The organism is Actinophytocola xanthii, from assembly GCF_001921205.1.
Taxonomy (GTDB): domain Bacteria; phylum Actinomycetota; class Actinomycetes; order Mycobacteriales; family Pseudonocardiaceae; genus Actinophytocola; species Actinophytocola xanthii.
Window position 1 is genome coordinate 1 of sequence record NZ_MSIE01000138.1, and the last position, 7706, is coordinate 7706.

Sequence of the window (7706 nt, forward strand, 5' to 3'; positions counted from 1 at the left end):
GCCACACCCTACAACTGCCAACGAACTACCGACTCAGGACACTAGGTCCGCACGGCCCCCACTACCGCCCACCGGTCGGAGCGAGCGCGGACGAGCACCGTGGCCAGCCGCAGCAGCATGAACGCGGTCAGCCCGGTCCAGATGCCGACCAGGCCCCAGTCGAAGGCGAACGAGGCCCAGACCATCGGCAGGAAACCGGCCGCTGCCGAGCCGATCGTCGCCGTGCGCAGGAACGCCGCGTCGCCCGCCCCGAGCAGCACGCCGTCCAGGGCGAAGACCACGCCCGCGACCGGTTGCAGCGCCACGAAGAACCACCACGCGTGCGGGATCTCGGCGAGCACCGCGCCGTCGGAGGTGAACACCGCCGGCAGCGGCTTGGACAGGGCCGCGAACACCACCCCCAGCCCGATGCCGAAGACCAGGCCGTACCCGGTGATCCGCCAGGCCAGCGCCCGGGCACGGGGTCCGTCGGCAGCGCCGAGCGCCTGCCCGACCAGCTGCTGCGCGGCGATCGCGAGCGAGTCGAGCACCAGCGCCAGGAACATCCACAGCTGCAGCACGATCTGGTGCGCGCCGACGGCGCCGACCGAGGTGTGCGCGGCGACCGTGGTGGCCGAGACGAAACAGGCCTGGAAGGCGAGGCTGCGCAGCACCAGGTCGCGACCGAGCGTGAGCTGGGCACGCATCTTCGCCGGGGCCGGGCGCAGCGACACCTCCTCGGTCACCAGCGCCCGGACGAACAGCGACGCGGAGATCAGCTGCGCGGCGACGTTCGCCACCGCGGAGCCCTCGAGCCCCCAGCCGGCCCAGTAGACCAGTGCCGGGCAGAGCGCGGCCGACAGGCCGTTGCCGAACAGCACGTAGTACAGCGGCCGCCGGGTGTCCTGGACGCCGCGCATCCAGCCGTTGCCGGCCATGGTGACCAGGATGAACGGGATGCCGAACAGGGCGATCCGCAGCCAGGACACCGCGGCGTCGGCGACCTCGCCCGGCCCGGCGAGCAGCCGGGCGACCGGCGCGGCGAGCAGCTGCCCCAGGCCGACCAGCAGCAGCCCCACCACGACCGCGAGCCAGGTTGCCTGCACGCCCTCCGCAACCGCCTCCTCGCGCCGGCCCGCTCCGTGCAGGCGCGCGGCCCGGGCGGTGGTGCCGTAGGACAGGAACGTCAGCTGGGTGGACACCTGGGCGAGCACGATCGCGGCGACGGAGAGCCCGCCGAGCGGAACCGCGCCCAGGTGTCCGACGACCGCCGTGTCGACGAGCAGGTAGAGCGGTTCGGCGGCGAGCACACCCAACGCCGGCACCGCGAGCCCGAGGACCTGCCGCAACGACGACCGTTCCTGCACTGCCCCTCCCGGTAAGGTGCGGAAGTGAGTTTCGGCCCTGACGATAGCCGTAAGGACCGCATATGGACAACGCCGATTACACCGACGTGGCGCTCCGACTGGCGAACGCCGCCCTGACCGACGTCCCGGCGCTGCGCGCCGCACTGCACGACGAGCCCTGGTGGTCCGACCGAGCATCCGAAGCCGATGTCGCGGCCCTCGCGCCCGTCGCCGCGGGCCTGCGGCGTGCCCTGGACCGAGCCGTCGCCGGAGATGCCGAGGGCGTGCTGGCCGAGGTGAACGTGCTGCTCGCGGCGCATCCTCCCCGACCGCGGCTCTCCGCCGGGCACGGCAGCACCCCGACCGGACAGTCGCCGAACTGGCACGTGCACGTGGCCTCGGTGAACGACCCGCCGGCGACCGAGGTGGCCGCGGCGGCCGCCTGGGGTATGGCGCACGGGATCGTGCGGCACGGGCTCACCCGCTGGGGCCGCTGCGCCGCCGACGGGTGCGGGAACTACTACCTGGACACCTCGACCAACCGCGCCAAGCGGTTCTGCTCACCCCGCTGCGCGAACCGGGTACACGTCGCCGCCTTCCGATCCCGACGCCGGTAGCGGTCGCGGACAGCGGACCGCCGCCGGACGCACGAGGCGTCCGGCGGCGGTCCGGGGTGTCGAAGGTAGGTCAGTCGGGCAGGCGGTCGCCGGTCTCCGCGTCGAACAGGTGCACCGCACCCGTCTGCGGGACGATGCCGACCTTCTCGCCGCGCTGGAACGCCGACATTCCGGGCGCCCGCACGGTGATCGTGTGCGGCGCCTCGGCGACGTCCACGTCCGCGGCGTCGGCCGCGGCGAGCTCGGCGCTGGTGGAGCAGTACAGGAACTGGTCGCTGCCCAGCTCCTCCACCACCTCGACCATGGCGCTGATGCCCTCACCCGCCGGCTTGAGCGTCCAGCCCTCGGGCCGCACGCCCACCACGACCTTCGAGCTGGTCAGGGCCTCGCGCTGGGCGGGGGTGAGCTGGATCGGCTGACCGCCGATCACCGCACTCTCGCCTTCGACCGTCGCCGGGATGAGGTTCATCGCGGGCGAGCCGATGAAGCCGGCGACGAACAGGTTCTTGGGCTTGCCGAACAGGTTGATCGGCGTGTCGCACTGCTGGAGCAGCCCGTCCTTGAGCACGGCCACCCGGTCGCCCATGGTCATGGCCTCGACCTGGTCGTGCGTGACGTAGATCGTCGTGACGCCGAGGCGGCGCTGCAGCGAGGCGATCTGGGTCCGGGTCTGCACACGCAGCTTGGCGTCCAGGTTGGACAGCGGCTCGTCCATGCAGAACACCTGCGGGCGGCGCACGATCGCGCGGCCCATGGCGACGCGCTGGCGCTGGCCACCGGAGAGCTTGGCCGGCTTGCGCTCCAGGTACGGCTCGAGGTCGAGCAGCTTGGCGGCCTCGCGCACGCGCTCGGCACGCTCGGCCTTCGGCACCTTCTTGATCTTGAGGTGGAACGCGATGTTGTCCGCCACCGTCATGTGCGGGTACAGCGCGTAGTTCTGGAACACCATGGCGATGTCCCGGTCCTTCGGCGGAAGGTTGGTGACGTCGCGGTCACCGATGCGCACCGCGCCCTCGTCCACGCCCTCGAGTCCGGCGAGCATCCGCAGGGTCGTCGACTTGCCGCAGCCGGACGGGCCGACGAGCACCAGGAACTCTCCGTCGGCTACCTCGAGATCCAGCTGGTCGACCGCTGGGCGGTCGTTGCCCGCGTAGTAACGGCTGGCGCCGTCGAAGGTCACTGTGGCCATGGTTTACCTTTCGTTCCGCCGATCGGAGACCGCACCCCGTTGTCGGCCCGGCACAAAACCGGCGCGCGAGCACAATCTAGAGCAACAAACACGTGAACACCACGATTCAGAATCACGACTTCACTTCACTCCGCCCGCGGTGAGCCCGGAGACGAGGTGCTTCTCGATCAACGCGAACAGCGCGACGACCGGCAGGATGCCGATGATCGAGACGGCGAAGACGTACTGCCAGGCGGACTCGTACTGGCCGATGAACCGGGTCAACGCCACCGTGAGTGGCTGGTTGGTGTCGGTGGGCAGCAGGATCAGGCTCGCCGCGAACTCGTTCCAGCACGCGATGAACGTGAAGATCACGGCGGTGACGATGCCCGGCCAGACCAGCGGCAGCATGATCTGGCGCAGCGACTGGCTCCTGGAGCACCCGTCCAGCCAGGCCGCCTCCTCGATCTCCTTCGGCACCGACGCGAAGAAGCTGTGCATGATCCAGACCGCGAACGAGAGGTTGAACGCGGCGTTCACCAGGATCATCGCGAGCCAGGTGTCGTTGATCTCCAACGTGACGAACTCGCGGAACAGGCCCGAGGCCAGCACGGTCGGCTGCAGCATCTGGGTGACCAGCACCAGCAGCATGAACGGCAGCTTGAGCCGGAAGTTGTGCCGTGCGGTGTAGTACGCGGCCGGCAGGGCGGCGAGAAGCGCCAACGCTGTGCCGCCCAACGAGATGACCACCGTGGAGAGCAGGTTCGCCGGCAGCGGCGTCTCCGGCGTGTCCCACATCGTCAGGAAGTTGCCGGGCTCCCAGTTCTCCGGGAGGTAGGTCGGCGGCACCCGCAGAATCTCCGGCCGCGTCTTGAACGCGCCGACCAGCATGATCACGTACGGGGCGAGGAACACGGTCGCGACGACGGCGCCGACGACGGTGAGCCCCCACCGCCTGCGCTCGTGCACCGGCGGCCGGTCGACGCCGCCGCCCACGGCGGTGACGGTGGGCGGGCGGTCGATGACGGTACTCACGGGTCAGTCCTCCCGCATCGGGCGCACGACGCGCAGGTAGACGCCGATGACCACGACCACGACGATGAAGTTGAGCACCGACAGGGCGCTCGCGGTGTCGATCTGCCGGTCGTTCTGAATGATCTTGAACATCAGCGAGGTCGTCGTGTCCGCGTCGTAGCCCGGGATGGCGCCGGTCATCGTCTTGAGGATCGGCAGCGAGTTGAACACGTTGATGACGTTGATGATCGTGGCCACGGCGAGCGCACCGCGCAGCATCGGGAAGACAACCCGCCAGTAGGTCTGCACCCGGCTCGCGCCGTCGATCTGGGCCGCCTCGAGCACGTCGTGCGGGACGGTCTGCAGGCCGGCGAGGAACACGAACGTGGTGAACGGGACCGACACGAACACCGCGACGGCCATCGCGGACAGGAACCCGGGCAGCGCGTTCTTGAGGAACCCGTAGGGCGTGTCGAGGATCCCGACGTCGACCAGGAACTGGTTGATGATGCCGTAGAAGGGGTCCAGGCCGTAGACGAACACGGTCGAGGTCATCACGACCGACGCCGCCCAGGGCACGATGATCACCAGACGCAGGATCTTGCGACCGGGGAACCGCTTGTTCAGGAACTGCGCGAGCACCAGGCCGAGCCCGACGCTGAGCGCGACCACACCGACCACCCACAGCGCGGTGTTGGACAGCACGCGGGAGAGGTGGTCGAGCTCGAGCACGCGCTCGTAGTTCTCCAGGCCGGCCCAGCCGCGGTCGGTGCCGAACCGGGTCAGGTCCCGGAACGACGTGTAGATCATGTATCCGATCGGGAAGACGACCACCCCGCCGATCAGGATCAGCGCCGGTGCGAGCCAGGGCAGCGCCTGCAGGGTCGTCTGTCGCCGGACCCGCCGTTTCAGCGACCTGGTGGCGGTGCTCGGAGCTGTCACGCCTGGTCCCTCCTGTCCTGGCGACCGGTCCCGGGTTCACCCGCGGCGTGCGGATGAACCCGGGACGACGGCCACGTGGGAGCGTCAGCTGGTCTCTTCGGCCTTCGCCTGGATCTGGGCCAGCACCTCGTCCACCGGCTTGGTCTGGATCTGGCCGACCAGCGACTTGAACGCGCCGGAGGTCTCCGCCCAGGCCGGGTTGGTGGCCGGGTAGAACTTCGCGTCGGGCAGCGACTCGAGGAACGTCTTCAGCTCCGGCTTGGCCGCGGCCGCCTCGGCACCGGACTTGGTGGCCGGGATGAAGCCCTCGTTGTCGTTGAACGTGACGTAGTTGTCCTTCTGGTAGAAGAAGTCCAGGAACTTGGCGATGGCCTCCTGCTTCTCCTCACCCTTGTCGAACCCGACGAAGTAGTCGGCGACACCCAGCGTCGAGGGTGAGCCGTCCTTGGTCGGCGACGGCGCGATCTCCCAGTTCAGCTGCGGGTTCTTCTCGTTGATCTGGCCGACGATCGGCGGCAGGCCCTGGATCATGCCGATCTTGCCCTGGATGAACACGTCGAGCAGCGGCGTGCGGTCGGTCGCGCCGGGGTCGGGCTGGGTGACCCGCTGGTCGATCATCTGCTTCATGAACGTGAGGGCTTCCTTGGCCTCCGGGGTGTCGATGGTCATCTTGCCGTCGGCCTCCCAGCTGGCCCCGGCCCCGTAGGCGAAGATCGACGTCTCGGCCTGCGCCTCCTCGCTGCCCAGCGGCATGCCGTAGCCGTAGACGCCCCCGCCCAGCGCGGAGATCTTCTTGGCCGCGGCCAGCAGCTCGTCCCAGGTCTTCGGCGGGGCGGTCACGCCGGCCCGGTCGAACAGGTCCTTGTTGTAGAACAGCGCCCGGGTCGAGGCCACGGTCGGCAGGCCGTAGGCGACGCCGTCGATCTTCGCGCTGTCGATGAAGGAGGGCTCGATGTCCTCGAGCGTCTCCGGCGAGACGATCTCCTCCGCCTTGTAGAGCAGGTCCTCCGCGCCGTAGGCCGGACCGGCGGCGTCGAGCTCGAGGATGTCCGGCGCCTTGTTGTTCTGGATCTTGGTGTCGAGCACGGTGTAGATGTCGTCCCAGCTCTGGGTCTCGAGCTTGACGGTGATGCCGTCGTTCTCCGCCTCGAACTTCTCGACCAGGTCCTCCCAGTAGGGCTTGGTCTTGTCACCGTAGATCGGGACGAGCAGCTCGAGCTCGGTGCTGCCGCCGTCGCCACTGCCCGAGTCGCTACCGCAGCCAGCGAGCCCGAGCGTCGCCGCGGTCGCGACCGCGACTGCCTTGATGACGCGCCTCAACTTGTCCTCCGTTTCCGCCCGGCCGGTCCGCCTGGCTCGTCGCCGCCGGCTCACCGGCCCGCACGGCGATTGGTTTATACCACCTGTTCGCCTCGGTGCCGCCTACCGTTCTCAACCCGATGCCAGCAGAACCGGAACCCGCAGCGCCTCGCGGAGCCGGTCGACCACCTCGTCGAGCTCGCCGTGGGCGGTGAAGCCGGCGGCCAGCCGGTGCCCGCCACCGCCGAAGCGCAGAGCCGCCGCGCGGACGTCCACCGCGCCCTCGGCCCGCAGCGACCCGGTCCAGGTGCCGGGCCCTTTCTGCTTCAGCACGGCGGCGACCTCCGCCTCGGCGGTGGTCCGCAGGACGTCCACCACCGACTCGACCTCCTCGACCCGGACGCCGGCCTGGTCGGTGAGCAGGACCGCGGTGTGCACGAGCCCTCGGCCGCCGACCGCCTCCGGCTCGAGCACGGCGCGACCGAGCACCGCTGCGAGCATCCGCAGGAAGGCGAACGGATGGCTGCCGAACAGCTGGCGCGCTGTGCGCTCCGGGTCGGCACCCGCCGCCAGCAGCCGGGCCGCCAGCTCGTGGGTCGCCGGCCGGGCCCGGCGGAAGGAGCTGGTGTCGGTGACCAGGCCCGCGTAGAGGCAGTGGGCGAGGTCGGCGTCCAGGGGGACACCGAGCTCCTCGAGCAGCAGCGCGGCGAGCACGGTCGTGGCCTCGGCCGTCTCGTCGACGACGTGGTGGGTGCCGAATCGGGTGTTGCTGGCGTGGTGGTCGACGACCAGCACCGCTCCCCCGGCGGCCACCGTGGCCTCGACCCGGTCGGCGAGCTGCCCGAGCCGGTCGAGGCTCGCGACGTCGCAGGCGACCAGCAGCGCGGCCGAGGGCGGCACCTCGAGTGCCGGCACCACGAGACCGGCCACGTCCAGCCAGCGCAGCGACTCCGGTGTCTCCTCGGGCGAGCCGAACGAGACCCGCACGCGTGCCCCGCGCCGGTGCAGGGCGAGCCCCAGGGCCAGGGCGCTGCCCAACGCGTCCGCGTCGGGGGTGACGTGGGCGAGCAGCGTCACGTCCGTCGCGGTGCGCAACAGGGCGGTGGCGTCCCCAAGATCCGTGCCTGGCACCCGGACAGCCTCACGCAACCTGCCGGCCGCGTCCAGTGCACGCGCGGGAGATGGTTGTCGAGTTGAGATCTCGGCGACGCCGCGAACCGCGAGCGGTACGCCAGGCCGAGCGCTGTGTCGGCGCTGTGTCACTCAGGGGCGCTGTCACTCAGGAGCGCTGTCACTCAGGAGCGCTGTCACTCAGGAGCGCTGTCACTCAGGAGCGCTGTC

The 7706-nt window shown here is 70.2% G+C and carries 7 protein-coding genes; 1 reads left to right on the forward strand and 6 read right to left on the reverse strand.

Features of this window, described 5'->3' with window-relative positions; genetic code table 11:
• Nucleotides 1–41 precede the first annotated feature (41 nt).
• On the reverse strand, nt 42–1346 hold the full coding sequence (locus tag BU204_RS37125) for an MATE family efflux transporter (protein WP_075130475.1): 1305 nt from the start codon (nt 1344–1346) through the stop codon (nt 42–44).
• A gap of 62 nt (nt 1347–1408) precedes the next feature.
• Between BU204_RS37125 and BU204_RS37130 the strand changes: the two genes are divergently transcribed.
• The gene (locus BU204_RS37130) at nt 1409–1942 is read left to right on the forward strand and encodes a CGNR zinc finger domain-containing protein (protein WP_075130476.1); all 534 of its coding nucleotides are present in this window, start codon (nt 1409–1411) and stop codon (nt 1940–1942) included.
• Between the two features lie 70 nt (nt 1943–2012).
• Here BU204_RS37130 and BU204_RS37135 read toward each other — a convergent pair whose 3' ends face one another.
• From BU204_RS37135 to BU204_RS37155, 5 genes are all read right to left on the reverse strand, one after another.
• Complete coding sequence (locus BU204_RS37135; RefSeq protein WP_075130477.1) at nt 2013–3131, reverse strand: ABC transporter ATP-binding protein; 1119 nt, start codon at nt 3129–3131, stop codon at nt 2013–2015.
• Between the two features lie 120 nt (nt 3132–3251).
• The gene (locus tag BU204_RS37140; RefSeq protein WP_233161054.1) at nt 3252–4145 is read right to left on the reverse strand and encodes a carbohydrate ABC transporter permease; all 894 of its coding nucleotides are present in this window, start codon (nt 4143–4145) and stop codon (nt 3252–3254) included.
• Between the two features lie 3 nt (nt 4146–4148).
• Nucleotides 4149–5066: a carbohydrate ABC transporter permease gene (locus BU204_RS37145; RefSeq protein WP_075130478.1), complete on the reverse strand. Its 918-nt coding sequence runs from the start codon at nt 5064–5066 to the stop codon at nt 4149–4151.
• Nucleotides 5067–5150: 84 nt separating this feature from the next.
• A complete protein-coding gene (locus tag BU204_RS37150; protein ID WP_075130479.1) occupies nt 5151–6386 on the reverse strand; it encodes an extracellular solute-binding protein in 1236 nt (411 codons plus the stop codon).
• Between the two features lie 111 nt (nt 6387–6497).
• Nucleotides 6498–7496 carry a DHH family phosphoesterase gene (locus tag BU204_RS37155; RefSeq protein ID WP_075130480.1) on the reverse strand — a complete coding sequence of 333 codons (999 nt, stop codon included), beginning with the start codon at nt 7494–7496 and terminating at the stop codon, nt 6498–6500.
• Between the last annotated feature and the right edge of the window lie 210 nt (nt 7497–7706).

Coding starts and splice junctions, on each gene's coding strand:
- BU204_RS37130 (WP_075130476.1), top strand. CDS start 1,409: ATGGACAACGCCGATTACACCGACGTGGCGCTCCGACTGGCGAACGCC.
- BU204_RS37135 (WP_075130477.1), bottom strand. CDS start 3,131: ATGGCCACAGTGACCTTCGACGGCGCCAGCCGTTACTACGCGGGCAAC.